The sequence below is a fragment of the Pseudomonas sp. 01L34 genome (assembly GCF_056400265.1).
This window is the reverse complement of the sequence record NZ_JBFTSX010000001.1, coordinates 756,073-769,450: the sequence shown is the minus strand read 5'-3', so window position 1 is coordinate 769,450 and position 13,378 is coordinate 756,073. Positions and strand designations below refer to the sequence as shown.

10 protein-coding genes are annotated in these 13,378 nt (G+C 59.5%); 5 read left to right on the top strand and 5 right to left on the bottom strand.

Features of this window, described 5'->3' with window-relative positions; all coding sequences use genetic code 11:
* Positions 1-69 precede the first annotated feature (69 nt).
* Positions 70-2,430: an autotransporter outer membrane beta-barrel domain-containing protein gene (locus AC1DQM_RS03330; protein WP_230139157.1), complete on the top strand. Its 2,361-nt coding sequence runs from the start codon at positions 70-72 to the stop codon at positions 2,428-2,430.
* Positions 2,431-2,506: 76 nt separating this feature from the next.
* Here AC1DQM_RS03330 and AC1DQM_RS03325 read toward each other — a convergent pair whose 3' ends face one another.
* The 4 genes from AC1DQM_RS03325 to AC1DQM_RS03310 all read right to left on the bottom strand — a co-directional run bounded on the left by AC1DQM_RS03325 (position 2,507) and on the right by AC1DQM_RS03310 (position 8,232).
* Positions 2,507-2,959, bottom strand: a complete 453-nt coding sequence (locus AC1DQM_RS03325) for a hypothetical protein (protein ID WP_138867499.1) — start codon at positions 2,957-2,959, stop codon at positions 2,507-2,509.
* A gap of 200 nt (positions 2,960-3,159) precedes the next feature.
* Complete coding sequence (locus AC1DQM_RS03320) at positions 3,160-3,801, bottom strand: DUF1345 domain-containing protein (RefSeq protein WP_019649642.1); 642 nt, start codon at positions 3,799-3,801, stop codon at positions 3,160-3,162.
* A gap of 160 nt (positions 3,802-3,961) precedes the next feature.
* Positions 3,962-7,060: an efflux RND transporter permease subunit gene (locus tag AC1DQM_RS03315; protein WP_192379113.1), complete on the bottom strand. Its 3,099-nt coding sequence runs from the start codon at positions 7,058-7,060 to the stop codon at positions 3,962-3,964.
* A 14-nt stretch (positions 7,061-7,074) separates the two neighbouring features.
* Positions 7,075-8,232, bottom strand: coding sequence for an efflux RND transporter periplasmic adaptor subunit (locus AC1DQM_RS03310; protein ID WP_138867501.1), 1,158 nt, complete (start codon positions 8,230-8,232; stop codon positions 7,075-7,077).
* A gap of 222 nt (positions 8,233-8,454) precedes the next feature.
* On the opposite strand from AC1DQM_RS03310, the gene AC1DQM_RS03305 reads away from it, so the two are divergent.
* Together AC1DQM_RS03305 and AC1DQM_RS03300 are read left to right on the top strand one after the other, a co-directional pair.
* Positions 8,455-9,156, top strand: coding sequence for a response regulator (locus AC1DQM_RS03305; protein ID WP_018929113.1), 702 nt, complete (start codon positions 8,455-8,457; stop codon positions 9,154-9,156).
* A gap of 3 nt (positions 9,157-9,159) precedes the next feature.
* Positions 9,160-10,461: an ATP-binding protein gene (locus AC1DQM_RS03300; protein WP_018929114.1), complete on the top strand. Its 1,302-nt coding sequence runs from the start codon at positions 9,160-9,162 to the stop codon at positions 10,459-10,461.
* Positions 10,462-10,643: 182 nt separating this feature from the next.
* On the opposite strand, the gene pncA is transcribed toward AC1DQM_RS03300, so the two are convergent.
* On the bottom strand, positions 10,644-11,273 hold the full coding sequence (pncA, locus tag AC1DQM_RS03295) for a bifunctional nicotinamidase/pyrazinamidase (RefSeq protein WP_019578833.1): 630 nt from the start codon (positions 11,271-11,273) through the stop codon (positions 10,644-10,646).
* Positions 11,274-11,571: 298 nt separating this feature from the next.
* Between pncA and AC1DQM_RS03290 the strand changes: the two genes are divergently transcribed.
* Both AC1DQM_RS03290 and AC1DQM_RS03285 read left to right on the top strand, forming a co-directional pair.
* Positions 11,572-12,345, top strand: a complete 774-nt coding sequence (locus tag AC1DQM_RS03290) for a class I SAM-dependent methyltransferase (protein ID WP_018929116.1) — start codon at positions 11,572-11,574, stop codon at positions 12,343-12,345.
* 216 nt (positions 12,346-12,561) lie between these two features.
* Positions 12,562-13,374 carry a crotonase/enoyl-CoA hydratase family protein gene (locus AC1DQM_RS03285; protein WP_138867502.1) on the top strand — a complete coding sequence of 271 codons (813 nt, stop codon included), beginning with the start codon at positions 12,562-12,564 and terminating at the stop codon, positions 13,372-13,374.
* The last annotated feature ends 4 nt before the right edge of the window (positions 13,375-13,378 follow it).

Below are 13,378 nucleotides of genomic sequence, written 5' to 3'. Positions count from 1 at the left end.
TTTCCTTTTTTGAAAACATCGATCAGCTTCTGGGTGGCAACCCTGATGCCTCTTCTGATGAATTCATCGATGACTCAGGCTGCCACTGTTCCGGCGGGCACCACTCAAGCCATCGACGCCACGACACCCCTGCAAACCTGGCAGCTTCAAAGCAACGCTACGTTGAACGCCACCAATGCCACAACACTGCAGATGACCAGTGCTGCTGGTGGTGTGTTCAACTTGACTGGCTCAAACGTCAGCGCCGCAACGGGTTCAGGTATTTCCCTGACCAACGCCAGCGCCAACCTGGACAACTCGAGCGTCAACAGTGCCACCGGCATCGGCATCTCTGCGGTACGAAACGTCGCCAGCGTCGGTGGTTCGAATGTGATATTGCGCAATGGGTCTGTCGTTCGAGGTTTGCAAGGAGGTATCGCGGGCAACCGGTTCAGCGTCCTCAATCTGCGAAATTCCACTGTTGAAGGGACTGGCGCCACCAGTTTCGGGATTCGGATGCTGGAGGGTTCACTGTCGGCCACCGGAAGTACGATCACCGGCGGCCTCAATGGCGTGACGGTGGGCACCGACACGCAAGTATCGACTGTCATTCCAACCACCATCGTTCTGGACGCTACCCGTGTCGAAGGCAAGACAGGGTCGGCGTTGGTGGTCGGCATCAACGCGCCGAACTTTCCGACCGTGGCCAACATCGAAGTGCGTAATGGCTCGAGCCTGGTCTCAGGCAACAATACGTTGCTGGAAGTCAGGCGAGGCGCCTCGGCTGGTTTCCTTGTGGATAACAGCGCATTGACCGGTAATGTAACGGTGGCTTCCGGCAGTTCCGCCAACGTCACGCTGCAGAACAATGCATCGTTGACCGGGGACCTGCAAAACGTCACGACCGCCGTGTTAAATAATCAGGCACGTATGACCGGTAATGTGCTGGGTGCTTCAAGTGTCGCGCTTGATAATGGTTCGACACTGAGCGGTAACCTGGACAATGTCGCCAGCGTGTCCATCAACAACCAGAGCATCATGACCGGCAACGTCAACGCTGCGACGGGCAGTGCTTCTGGCTTGACACTGGATAACGGGGCGAGCCTGACGGGGCAAGTGAACAACGTCGCCAATTTCGCCATCAGTAATCAGGCGCTCTGGCAGATGACCGGCAGCCAGTCGGTGAACAACCTGACACTCAGCAATGGCGGCGGAGTCCGATTAGGCACTAATCAGGAATATTTTCAACTGAACGTGGCCAACCTGGCGGGCAACGGTACATTCAGGATGAGTACCGATTTCAACCAGGGCATCAGTGATTTGTTGAATATCACTGCAAGCGCTGCCGGCAATCATCAGTTGCTGGTTCGCAGTTCGGGTTTCGATCCGGTCAATGATGCTTCGATCAAGGTGGTGCAGAGCGTTGCTTCAAACGCGCAATACGGCCTCGTCAACAACCAGGTCGATGTCGGGGCGTTCACCTATAGACTGGTGAAGGACGGGAATGACTGGTACTTGCAACCCGACAAGGAAGTCGTCAGCACACCGACCCGCTCGATATTGGCGATTGCCGGCACGACGCCTGCGGTGACCTACGGCGAAATGGCTCTATTGAACAACCGGATGGGCGATCTACGTGTCAATGGCGGGCAAACCGGCGGATGGGTCCGGTCTTTCGGCAGTCGGTACAGCATCGGCAACAATGCCTACGGGAACGGCTATAGCCAGCGCCAGTACGGGTTGTCGATGGGGGTCGATACCCCGGTGGAGATCGCGGGCGAGCGCGTGTTGCTGGGTGTATTTGCCGGTTACAGCAAATCCGATCTCGATCTGAGCCGTGGCAGCTCCGGTGAAATCGGCAGTACATCCCTCGGCGTTTATGGCACCTGGCTGGGTGATAGTGGCTATTACCTGGATACGGTGGCCAAGCTCAATCACTTCCGCAATGAAGCCAATGTCGCACTGAGCGATAACACCAAAACCAAAGGCAACTACAACAATCTGGGGGCCAGTGCATCGGTCGAGTTCGGCAAGCGCATCGACTTCAAGGACGGCTATTACGCAGAGGTGTTCACTCAATGGCAGGCAGCCTCCGTGCAAGGCAAGGACTTCGGTCTGGACAATGGCCTGAAGGTCGACGCCGACACCACACGTTCCATGCTCGGCAAGGCGGGTGTAACGCTGGGACGTGGCATGACGCTGTCTGACGGCAGCGTCCTGCAACCTCATGTGCGTGTTGCTGGCGTTCATGAGTTCGTGAAGACCAATGAGGTGCGCGTCAATAACAATAAATTCAACAATGATTTGTCCGGCAGCCGGTTGGAGGTTGCCGCCGGAGCATCCTGGACCCTCAATGACCGCTGGCAGCTACACGCGGAACTGGATACCAGCAAGGGCGATGGCGTTACCAAGGACTTTGGCGTGAACATGGGGGCGCATTACAAGTTCTGACGCGAATGAAAAAGGGAAGCGCTGGCTTCCCTTTTTTTGACTGTGTGTCCCGTCCTGAATAAGGTTTACACAGCGGTTAATATTTCAAAACTTGAAAATCACCATTGAGCTGAAATGTAGTTTCGTCGGCATTCTCTACGACCACCTTGAACCTGGCTTTGACGTTAGCGCTGTCGACAGCCGGTTCGATTTCGATTTCGCCTGAAATGGCTTCACTTACCACGGTGTCGTCTTTAAAGCTGAGTGCCACATCGGGACTGCTTTTGATCGCATGTTTGCCCACCGGGAAGTCCTTGGGGAGGATGATGATAATTTCACGTGCCGGATAGCTTTTGGCTTTAGTATTCGAAGCGGGTCGATCGATGGCCGTAATCTGTACGGCATCAAGTTGTTGAACGCCGACTTTTACCTGGTCTATCAGTCGGGAAGTGGCAATGAAATCCTCGATGGGTGTACCAGTGTTGGCGAAAGCCTTCGCAGTAACATAGTTACCTGGGGCAAAGCTGATTTGTTTGATTACAGCGTTCATGAATAGGATCTCCGTTCACTAAAAGGAAGTATCCAAAGGCCGTCCGACCCTAACTCTGGATGCACCATGGAAGCGTTTTCCTGACGGGTTGTAAACTGTCAAACCTGACAGGTTACAGCTGTCAAAATCTGTGAATGGATGGCCTCAGCATGCAGGCACAAAACGCTGGTATCCAGGCTGAACAGAGCAGGGTGCGGTCGTCAGCTGAACAAACCGGCGGCAATGTTGATGGAAAACCCCAATATCGCCGTGTTGAACACAAACCCGATCAACGATTGCGCAAGCACGATCTTGCGCAACTCCCGCGTGGCCACGCCGACATCCGCGGTCTGCACCGCCACGCCGATGGTGAACGAGAAGTACAGGAAGTCCCAGTAATTGGGGGTTGTCAGCCCTTCGGCAAATCGTAGCGCAGGTTCCTTGCCTTCCCAGGTGTAATACAACCGGGCGTAATGCACGCTGAAAATCACCCCGATCAACAGCCACGAGCCGATCACGGTCATCCCGGTAAAGCCGTAGTGCAACAGCCGGTGATAGGTGTCCAGATCTTTGCTGCCTGCTAGTTGGAGGGTGATGGCGGCGAGGCTGGCCAGTGCAGCCATGCTCACGGTGAACAGCACCAGCCCGGCGTTTTCGTCCTCGACTTCGGCAATGCGTTTCACGTCGTCGGCTTTGGAGCGCATGGTCAGCCAGATGATCAGGGCCAGATACGTCCAGACCCCGGCATTCCAGCCGATGAGGATTTTGCCGAGGATCGAATCGGCCGGAGCCAGAATGCCTGCCGCGACGCCAAGGGTGGCGGCGGCGGACAGGCGAGGGTGGGTGCGGGCGAGGAAGGGCATGGAGACTCACTTTGATGGTGCGTTCCAGCACCATAGCGCACGCGACGTCGCTTTTGTAGGAGCTGCCGAAGGCTCGGGCCGCGTTCGGACGGTCTTTTGATCTTGATCTTTAAAAGCAAAGTCAAAAGATCGCAGCCTGCGGCAGCTCCTACAGGTGGAGTCAGTGGGGTTTGGCGGATTTGCGCACCCACTTCATCACCACCACAAAAAACACCGGTACAAACACCACCGCCAATGTCGCCGTGATCATCCCGCCGATCACCCCGGTGCCGATCGCCTGCTGGCTTGCGGAACTGGCTCCGGTAGCAATCGCCAACGGCACCACCCCAAGAATGAACGCCAGCGATGTCATCACAATCGGCCGCAACCGCAGGCGCGCCGCTTGCAGCGTGGCATCGATCAGGTCATGACCTTCGTCATACAGGCTTTTGGCGAACTCGATGATCAAGATTGCGTTCTTCGCCGACAGGCCAATGATGGTGATCAGCCCGACCTTGAAGAACACGTCGTTGGGCATCCCGCGCAGGGTCACAGCCAGGACCGCGCCGAGCACACCCAGCGGCACCACCAGCAGCACCGAGGTCGGAATCGACCAACTCTCATACAGCGCCGCCAGGCACAGGAACACGATCAGCAGCGACAGACCGAGCAGCATCGGCGCCTGACTGCCGGACAAGCGTTCCTGCAACGACAACCCGGTCCATTCCTGACCCAACCCCGCCGGGCCTTGCGCCACCAGCCGTTCGATTTCCGCCATGGCTTCGCCGGTGCTGTAACCGGGCGCCGGTTCGCCGGAAATGCTGATGGCCGGGTAGCCGTTGTATCGGGTCAATTGCGCCGGGCCCTGGGTCCAGTTGGCCCGGACGAAGGCCGACAGCGGCACCATTTTTTCAGCGTTGTTGCGTACGTGAATCTTCAGCAGATCGGTGACCTGGCTGCGTTGATCGCCTTCAGCCTGGACCACCACTCGCTGCATTCGCCCCTGGTTGGGGAAGTCGTTGATGTAAGCCGAACCCACAGCGGTGGACAGTACGTTGCCGATGTCGGCAAAGGAGATGCCCAAGGCGTTGGCTTGCTTGCGGTCCACGATCAGCTGAACCTGTGGCGCTTCGGCCAGGGCACTTTCGCGCACGTTCATCAGGATCGGGCTCTTCTCGGCGGCCGCCAGCAACTGGCTACGCGCCTGCATCAGCGTGGCATGGCCGAGGCCGCCACGGTCCTGCAAGCGGAACTCGAAACCGCTGGAGGTGCCGAGACCGTCAACCGGCGGCGGCAGCACCGAGAAAGCCATGGCATCCTTGATCTGGCTCAGCGCGATGTTGGCGCGATCGGCGATGGAACTCGCCGAGTCGTCGCTGCCCCGATCCGACCAGTCCTTGAGCGTGGTGAACGCCAGCGCAGCGTTCTGCCCGCTACCGGAAAAACTGAAGCCGAGAATCACTGTGCTGTCGCCGACGCCCGGTTCGGTGGCGTTGTGTGCTTCGATCTGCTCCACCACATTTATTGTGCGATTCTTGCTCGCGCCCGGTGGCAGTTGGATGTCGGTGATGGTGTAGCCCTGGTCTTCCACCGGCAGGAACGAGGAGGGCAGACGACTGAAACACAGTCCCAGGCCGACTAGCAGCACGCCATAAATCAACAGGTAACGACCGGTGCGTTTCAACGCATAGGCGACCCAGCCCTGATAACGCTCGGTCAGTTGTTCGAAGCGCCGGTTGAACCAGCCAAAGAATCCGGCTTTTTCGTGATGCTCGCCTTTGGCGATCGGCTTCAACAGCGTCGCACACAACGCCGGGGTCAACGTCAGGGCGAGGAACGCCGAGAACAGGATCGACGTGGCCATGGACAGCGAGAACTGTTGGTAAATCACCCCGACCGAGCCCTGCATGAACGCCATCGGAATGAATACCGCCACCAGCACCAGGGTGATGCCGATGATCGCGCCGGTAATCTGCTTCATCGCCTTGCGCGTCGCTTCCTTGGGCGACAGGCCTTCGGTGGCCATGATTCGTTCGACGTTCTCCACCACCACAATCGCGTCGTCCACCAGAATGCCGATGGCCAGCACCATGCCGAACATGGTCAACACGTTGATCGAGAAGCCCAGCGCGAGCATGGTCGCAAACGTGCCCATCAACGCCACCGGCACCACCAGCGTCGGGATCAGCGTGTAGCGGATGTTCTGCAGGAACAGGAACATCACCGCAAACACCAGCACCATCGCCTCGCCGAGGGTGTAAACCACTTTGGTGATCGAGACCTTGACGAAGGGTGAGGTGTCGTACGGGATCTTGTATTCGACACCGGCCGGGAAATAGCGCGCCAGTTCGTCCATCTTTGCTCGCACCAGCGTTGCGGTGCTCAGGGCATTGGCGCCCGGCGACAGTTGCACACTGACGGCGGTAGACGGTTTGCCGTTCAGGCGTGTGGAGAACTGATATTCCTGGCTGCCGATCTCGACCCGCGCCACATCACGGATGCGCACGGTAGAACCGTCAGGATTGGCCTTGAGCACGATGTCGGCGAATTCTTCAGGCGTCGACAACTGGCCTTTGACCAGAACGGTCGCGGTGATTTCCTGAGTGGTGCGGGTCGGCAAGTCGCCGATGCTGCCCGCGGAAACCTGAGCGTTCTGCGCAACGATGGCTGCGTTGACGTCGGCCGGAGTCAGGTTGAAGCCGATCAGCTTCTGCGGGTCGATCCAGATCCGCATCGCCCGTTCGGCGCCGTATAACTGGGCCTTGCCGACGCCGTCCAGACGCTTGATCTCGTTCATCACGTTGCGCGCCAGGTAATCGCTGAGCGCCACGTCGTCGAGCTTGCCGTCGCTGGAGGTGAGGGTGATCAGAAGCAGGAAACCGGCGGAAACTTTCTCCACCTGCAAACCCTGCTGGGTGACCGCTTGAGGCAGGCGCGACTCAACCGCTTTGAGGCGGTTTTGCACATCGACCTGGGCCATTTCCGGATTGGTGCCCGGCTGGAACGTCGCGGTGATGGTGGCGCTGCCGAGGCTGCTCTGGGATTCGAAGTACAGCAGATGGTCGGCGCCGTTGAGTTCTCCTTCGATCAGGCTGACCACGCTTTCGTCCACGGTCTGCGCCGAAGCGCCGGGGTAGGCGGCGTAGATTTCGACTTTCGGCGGCGCAACGTTCGGGTATTGCGCCACGGGTAACTGCCCAATGGCCAACGCACCGGCCAGCAGGATGAACAAGGCAACTACCCAGGCGAATACCGGGCGGTCGATAAAGAACTGCGGCATAAAAAGCGTCCTGCTTACTGACCAGAAACCTGGGCAAGTGGAAGAGGGGTGTTGTCGATCTGGACTTTTTCACCGGGGCGCGCGTGTTGCAGGCCTTCCGTGACGATGCGGTCACCGGGCTTGAGGCCGCGGGTGACGATCCAGCGATCGTTCTGCACCGGGCCCAGCTCTACCGGTTGCTGGCCGACTCGCTGCTCGGCGTCGAGCAATAGCACTTGGGCGACACCGGCGCTGTCACGCTGAATGGCCCGTTGCGGCACGCTGATGCCTTGCTGATTGAAGGCCTGCTCCAGACGTACGCGAACGAAGCTGCCCGGCAGCAAGTCGAGGTCCGGGTTGGGGAACTCGCTGCGCAGAATGATCTGACCGGTGCCCGGGTCGACGGTGATGTCGGTGAACAACAACTTGCCGGGCAATGGATAAAGGCTGCCGTCGTCCTGGATCAGTGTGGCTTTGGCCTGGCCTTGGCCCACTTCCTTCAGTTGGCCGGAACGGAAGGCCCGGCGCAGGTCGTTGAGTTCACGGGTCGATTGGGTCAGGTCGGCGTGGATCGGGTTCAACTGCTGAATCAGCGCCAGCGGCGTGGTTTCGTTCTGGCCCACCAGCGCGCCTTCAGTTACCAGCGCGCGACCGATGCGCCCGGAAATCGGCGCGGTGACGGTGGCATAACCGAGGTTCAATTTCGCCCGCTCCACCGCGGCTTTGTTGGCGGCGACATCGGCGGCGGTCTGCCGGGCATTGGCTCGGGCATTGTCGTAATCCTGAGCGCTGATGGCGTTGCCTTCGATCAACTGGGCGTAACGCTGCTCCTGCAATCTGGCCTGGAACGCGTTGGCTTCGGCCTTGCGCAGCGCGGCTTCGGCGCTGTCCAGGTCGGCCTTGAAGGGGGCCGGGTCGATACGGAACAGAACGTCGCCTTTATTCACGTCGCTGCCTTCGCGGAAGACCCGCTGCAACACCACGCCGGCAACCCGGGCACGCACTTCGGCAATTCGTGGCGCGGCAATCCGCCCGCTCAAGTCACTGCTGATTGACAGAGGACGAGCTTCGACGGTTTCGATGCGCACCGTGGCCAGCGGTGCCGATTCTTCGGCGGTCGAAGACTGGTCACAAGCGCTCAGCGCCAACGCCAGGGCAATCAGGCTGAGCGTGGCAAGCAGGTTCTTTGACATGGAAATACCCCAATAATGACTACCCGCATCCTACGGGGAGTCGATGAGGGTAGCGGTGAAGCTTTGTTGGTGCTGTGTGAAATTGTGTAAGGGTTTTGCTCGCGTATGCATGAGGGCGTATATCCTTCGCAGCTTGAAACTTTTTGCGACGGTCAGGCCGCCTTCGCGGGCAAGCCCACGATGAGGCCCCGCCAGTCGCCACAGCACTTTCTGGAAACACCCATGCCCAACATCCTCCTGGTCGAAGACGACACCGCACTCTCGGAACTGATTGCCAGCTACCTGGAACGCAACGGTTATTCCGTCAGCGTGATCAGCCGCGGCGATCATGTACGCGAACGCGCGCGGGTCAGTCCGCCGGACCTGGTGATTCTCGATCTGATGCTGCCGGGGCTCGACGGCTTGCAGGTCTGCCGCTTGCTGCGGGCCGATTCGGCGACGTTGCCGATCCTGATGCTCACCGCCCGTGACGACAGCCACGATCAGGTGCTGGGCCTGGAAATGGGCGCAGACGACTACGTCACCAAACCTTGCGAGCCCCGTGTGTTGCTGGCCCGCGTACGCACGCTGTTGCGTCGCAGCAGCCTCAGCGAACCGCAGACCGCTAATGACCGTATTCTCATGGGCAACCTGTGCATCGACCTGTCCGAGCGCACTGTGACCTGGCGCGGGCAACTGGTCGAGCTGTCCAGCGGCGAATACAACTTGCTGGTGGTGCTGGCCCGGCATGCCGGCGAAGTGCTGAGCCGCGATCAGATTCTGCAACGCCTGCGCGGTATCGAATTCAACGGTACCGACCGCTCGGTGGATGTGGCCATCTCCAAACTGCGGCGCAAGTTCGACGACCACGCCGGCGAGGCGCGCAAGATCAAGACCGTGTGGGGCAAGGGCTACCTGTTCAGCCGCTCCGAGTGGGAATGCTGAAGCATGTTCAGAATCCTGTTTCGTCTGTACCTGGTGACCATCGTTTCGTTCAGCGCGGCGATCTACCTGGTGCCGGACCTGGTGATCAAGGTCTTCCATGAGCGTTTTGTGACCTACAACCTCGATTACTCCCGAGGTTTGCAAACGCTGATCGTCAAACAGTTTCGTACGGTGCCTGTCGAGCAGTGGCCGGCGCTGGCGGCGGAGATGGACAAGGAGTTCCAGCCGCTGCACATCATTTTGACCCGCAACGACGATACCGAATTTACCCTGGATGAGCGCGAACGCTTGCAGCGCGGGGAGAACGTGGTACGCATCGGCGACTGGGGCTGGCGCACCCTGGCGGTGACACCGTTGAACGAGCAGATGGTGGTGGAGATGGTCGTGCCACCGGACCCCACGGATGTCAGTTGGTTGTACTGGAGCATCAACGTGCTGATCGGTGCGACGATGCTGGCCTGCCTGTTGTTGTGGCTGCGCCCGCACTGGCGCGACCTGGAACGTCTCAAAAGCACCGCCGAACGCTTCGGCAAGGGCCACCTGAGCGAGCGCACGCAGATTTCCCCCAGCTCCAACATCGGCAGCCTGGCCAACGTGTTCGACACCATGGCCGGCGACATCGAAAACCTGCTCAACCAGCAGCGCGACTTGCTCAACGCCGTGTCCCACGAATTGCGCACGCCGTTGACGCGGCTGGATTTCGGCCTGGCCCTGGCGCTGTCCGACGACTTGCCGGCCACCAGCCGGGAACGCCTGCAAGGCCTGGTCGCGCACATTCGCGAACTGGATGAGCTGGTGCTGGAGCTGCTGTCCTACAGCCGATTGCAAAACCCGGCTCGGCTGCCGGATCAGGTCGAGGTGTCGCTGGATGAATTCATCGACAGTATTTTGGGCAGCGTCGATGAAGAGCTTGAGTCACCGGAAATCGTCATTGATGTGCTGCTGCACGGTCAGCTCGAACGCTTCTCGCTGGACCCGCGATTGACCGCCCGGGCGATCCAGAACCTGCTGCGCAACGCCATGCGCTATTGCGAGAAGCGGATTCAGATTGGTGTGCAGGTGTGCGCCAAAGGCTGTGAGATCTGGGTGGACGACGATGGCATTGGCATTCCCGATGAAGAGCGGGAGCGGATCTTTGAGCCGTTCTATCGGCTGGATCGCAGTCGGGATCGCGCCACAGGCGGGTTTGGCCTGGGGCTGGCAATCAGCCGCCGAGCACTGGAAGCGCAGGGCGGCACGCTGACCGCGCAGGCATCACCATTGGGCGGCGCACGGTTCCGTTTGTGGCTGCCCACCTCAGCCTGACGCATTCGTTGTAGCAGCTGCCGAGCCCGCGAGGCTGCGTTCGAGTGCGCAGCACTCGTAAAACCAGGCAACCGGTTCTTCCAGGAAAACCGCATTCGCAGGACTTGCGAGGACTGCGTCCTCGGACGCAGCCTCGCGGGCTCGGCAGCTGCTACGAGCCAGGTGAGGGAACGATCTGCAGTTCAGTCGAGCAGTTCGGCTGACTCAATCAACCCAACCCCCGCCACCTGCATCCGCTCAATCGCCGCCGCCAGCGACCCTTCCAGATCAATCGCGCGGCAAGCATCCATCACCACAAACGCATTGAACCCCGCCGCCCGCGCATCCAGCGCAGAAAACATCACGCAGAAATCCAGTGCCAGCCCAACCATGTAAACCGTGTCGATGCCGCGTTCTTTCAGGTACCCGGCCAAACCGGTGGTTGTGGTTCGATCCGCCTCCAGAAACGCCGAATAACTGTCGATGTCCGGGTTGCAGCCCTTGCGGATGATCAATTGGGCGTGGGGCAGGTCCAGCTCCGGGTGGAACTCGGCGCCGGGCGTGGCGCGAACACAATGCTCCGGCCACAGCGTCTGTTCACCGTAAGGCAACTGAATCACGTCGTAAGGCTTGTGCCCAGGGTGGCTGGAAGCGAACGAGGCGTGGCCGGGCGGGTGCCAGTCCTGGGCAATGATGACCTGTTTGAACTGGCGACCCAGACGATTAATCAGGGGCACAATCAGGTCACCCTCCGGCACCGGCAATTGACCGCCGGGAATGAAGTCGTTTTGTACGTCGATGACCAGTAAGGCAGCGCGTGAAGAAATTGGCATGGGGTAGGTTCCTCCTTGGAAAGTCGGGTGCAAGCATAGTGACAAGTTCGCTGGAGTGCTAAGCCGGCTTCTCAATAACTTCGCCGGGCCCTCCAGTGCTGCCGCCGGGTTATGCCCGATCAGCATCAAGGCGTGTTCCATGCTCGCCCAATAGACAACGGTCATGGACCTCATGGGCGATGGACGGTGAACACCGCAGTGTGAACAATTATTCATTTTTTTCTGACAATCATTGCAAGGAAAGCGCAAATCGAGGCGCTATCCTCGACAGCGTTCGTTGTCCATTTGGAGAACTGCCATGAAAGATCAGGTCCATCCCTCTGCGGCCGCAGGGTATAAAACCGGTGCCGACACCTATGTCCGTGGTCGTCCGGATTATCCACCCCAAGTGGCTGACTGGCTTACGGTTACCCTTGAGTTGAACGCCGATAGAACCGTGCTCGACCTAGGCGCCGGCACCGGCAAGTTCACCGGGCCGTTGGTGGCGACCGGGGCGCAGGTGATTGCGGTGGAACCTGTGCCGCAGATGCTGGAGAAACTGTGCGAAGCCTTTCCTGAGGTACTGGCAGCGAGCGGCACCGCCACCGACCTCCCGCTGCCGGATGCGTCGGTGGACGTGGTGGTCTGTGCTCAGGCCTTTCACTGGTTTGCCAGCACCGAGGCGTTGACCGAGATTGCCCGGGTGCTCAAGCCCGGCGGCAAGCTGGGGCTGGTGTGGAACCTGCGCGACGCCAAGGTCAGCTGGATGCCAAAACTGGATGCGATTGTCAACGCGCTGGAAGGCGACACACCGCGTTATTACACCGGCGCGTGGCGCGAAGCCTTTCCACATCAGGCATTCGGGCCGTTGCAGGTGCAGTATTTCAGTCATGGTCATACGGGGTCGCTGGAGGATGTAATTTTCAATCGGGTGCGCTCCATCAGTTATATCGCTGCGTTGCCGGTGGCGGAGCGGGCGAAGGTTGATGCACAACTGCGGGCATTGATTGCCGGGGAACCGGCGCTGAGGGGGCGGGATGTGGTGACCGTGCCTTATGAAACCGTAGCGTTTGTGGCGGTGAAGGGCCGTTAGATCGGCGGTGCGGCCTTCGCGAGTAAGCCCACACACAGGGAATTTGTGAGCGCCAAAGACCCCCTGTGGGAGCAGGCTTGCTCGCGAAAGGGCCGGTCCAGACGCTAAAAAAACCTGAAGCCAGTCCCGCATTTGGCCGAACCGCTGCCTTACTGCCGGCACGGATGCCTTGTTATAGTTCGGGCTTCATTTTCTGCCCGGTAAAGGATCACTGCCATGTCTCAATACACCGCCTTCAGCGTCGAACTGGCCGATAACATCGCCCATGTGCAGATCAACCGTCCGGACAAGATCAACTCGATGAACGCCGCGTTCTGGAGCGAGATCATCGAGATTTTCCAGTGGATCGACGATACCGATGAAGTCCGGGTGGTGGTGCTCAGCGGCGCTGGCAAGCATTTTTCTTCCGGCATCGACCTGATGATGCTCGCCGGTGTGGCCAATGAGCTGGGCAAGGACGTCGGCCGCAATGCGCGCCTGCTGCGGCGCAAGATCCTGGCGCTGCAAGCGTCGTTCAACGCCGTCGACAACTGCCGCAAACCGGTGCTGGCGGCGGTGCAGGGTTATTGCCTGGGCGGCGCCATCGACCTGATTTCCGCCTGCGACATGCGTTACGCGGCTGAAGACGCGCAATTTTCCATCAAGGAAATCGATATCGGCATGGCGGCCGATGTTGGCACTTTGCAACGCTTGCCGCGGATCATCGGTGACGGCATGCTGCGTGAACTGGCTTACACTGGTCGCACCTTTGGCGCCGAAGAAGCGCGTAACATTGGCTTGGTCAATCGCGTCTACAGCGACACCGCCAGCCTGATTGAAGGCGTGATGGGGATTGCCCGCGAAATCGCCGGCAAGTCGCCGATTGCCATCACCGGTACCAAAGAGATGATCAGCTACATGCGCGACCATCGCATCGACGACGGCCTTGAATACGTCGCCACGTGGAACGCCGCCATGCTGCAGTCCACCGATCTGCGCGTGGCCATGGCCGCCCATATGAGCAAACAGAAACCCGAATTTCTGGATTGATTAA

What these genes read in the sequence shown, in the direction of transcription:
- AC1DQM_RS03300 (WP_018929114.1), top strand. Translation starts at nt 9,160, where the DNA reads ATGTTCAGAATCCTGTTTCGTCTGTACCTGGTGACCATCGTTTCGTTC.
- AC1DQM_RS03310 (WP_138867501.1), bottom strand. Translation starts at nt 8,232, where the DNA reads ATGTCAAAGAACCTGCTTGCCACGCTCAGCCTGATTGCCCTGGCGTTG.
- AC1DQM_RS03285 (WP_138867502.1), top strand. Translation starts at nt 12,562, where the DNA reads ATGTCTCAATACACCGCCTTCAGCGTCGAACTGGCCGATAACATCGCC.
- AC1DQM_RS03305 (WP_018929113.1), top strand. Translation starts at nt 8,455, where the DNA reads ATGCCCAACATCCTCCTGGTCGAAGACGACACCGCACTCTCGGAACTG.
- AC1DQM_RS03330 (WP_230139157.1), top strand. Translation starts at nt 70, where the DNA reads ATGACTCAGGCTGCCACTGTTCCGGCGGGCACCACTCAAGCCATCGAC.
- AC1DQM_RS03315 (WP_192379113.1), bottom strand. Translation starts at nt 7,060, where the DNA reads ATGCCGCAGTTCTTTATCGACCGCCCGGTATTCGCCTGGGTAGTTGCC.
- AC1DQM_RS03290 (WP_018929116.1), top strand. Translation starts at nt 11,572, where the DNA reads ATGAAAGATCAGGTCCATCCCTCTGCGGCCGCAGGGTATAAAACCGGT.
- AC1DQM_RS03325 (WP_138867499.1), bottom strand. Translation starts at nt 2,959, where the DNA reads ATGAACGCTGTAATCAAACAAATCAGCTTTGCCCCAGGTAACTATGTT.
- pncA (WP_019578833.1), bottom strand. Translation starts at nt 11,273, where the DNA reads ATGCCAATTTCTTCACGCGCTGCCTTACTGGTCATCGACGTACAAAAC.
- AC1DQM_RS03320 (WP_019649642.1), bottom strand. Translation starts at nt 3,801, where the DNA reads ATGCCCTTCCTCGCCCGCACCCACCCTCGCCTGTCCGCCGCCGCCACC.